Origin of the sequence: Pseudarthrobacter sp. AL07, from assembly GCF_029960665.1 — a bacterium.
GTDB lineage: Bacteria > Actinomycetota > Actinomycetes > Actinomycetales > Micrococcaceae > Arthrobacter.
The window spans coordinates 1-813 of the sequence record NZ_JASBRB010000084.1 but is presented as its reverse complement, the minus strand read 5'-3'; the positions used below and the strand labels follow the sequence as shown (position 1 = coordinate 813).

The 813-nt window shown below is 65.2% G+C and carries 2 pseudogenes; both read right to left on the bottom strand.

The window, feature by feature from the left end:
• A pseudogene (locus tag QK290_RS18505) lies at positions 1-676 on the bottom strand (alpha-ketoacid dehydrogenase subunit beta); the annotation flags it as partial.
• Positions 673-813: pseudogene (locus tag QK290_RS18500) on the bottom strand (pyruvate dehydrogenase (acetyl-transferring) E1 component subunit alpha); the annotation flags it as partial. The pseudogenes QK290_RS18505 and QK290_RS18500, both read right to left, overlap by 4 nt.

Below are 813 nucleotides of genomic sequence, written 5' to 3'. Positions count from 1 at the left end.
GCTGCGCCCGCAGATCCTCAAGATCCACCAGGTCTTTGGACCAGTAGAGCTTCTTCGGCTCCATAAACATGACGGGGTCATCCGAATCGATGGCTTCCCGCAACATCCGGTACGAGTCGGCCACGGTGGCGGGGGTGAATACCTTCAGGCCGGCGGTGTGGGCGTAGTAGGACTCGGAGGAGTCGCAGTGGTGCTCCACTCCCCCGATCCCGCCGGCGTAGGGAACCCGGATCACCATGGGCAGTTTCACGGTGCCCCTGGTGCGGTTGTGCATCTTGGCCACGTGGCTGACGATCTGCTGGAACGCCGGATACGCAAACGCATCGAACTGCATCTCCACCACCGGCCGCATCCCGTTCATGGCCATCCCCACAGCCATGCCCACAATGCCGGACTCGGCCAGCGGGGTATCGAAGCAGCGCTGCTCCCCGAACGTCTTCGTGAGCCCGTCTGTGATGCGGAAGACCCCGCCGAGGAGGCCCACGTCCTCGCCGAACACCAGGACGGACGGATCCGCGTGCATGGCATCCGCCAGGGCCGTGTTGAGAGCCTTGGCCATGGTGACGGCCTGCGGCCCGGAAGCTTCAGCCACAGAAGCGGCGGACGCTGCCGCCCGGGCCGTTGCTGCGCTGACGTTGCCGTTGGCCTCGGACGAGGTGGTGATGGTCGGACTCATTTCGGCGACTCCTCAGATGACGCTTCGCGGGCAAGTTCGTCGGCCAACATGGCCGACTGCTCCTTCAGCTGTGGTGTGGGCACCGAGAACACGTGCCGGAAGAGTTCCTGGGGGTCCACCGGGACGTCCTCGCCCAG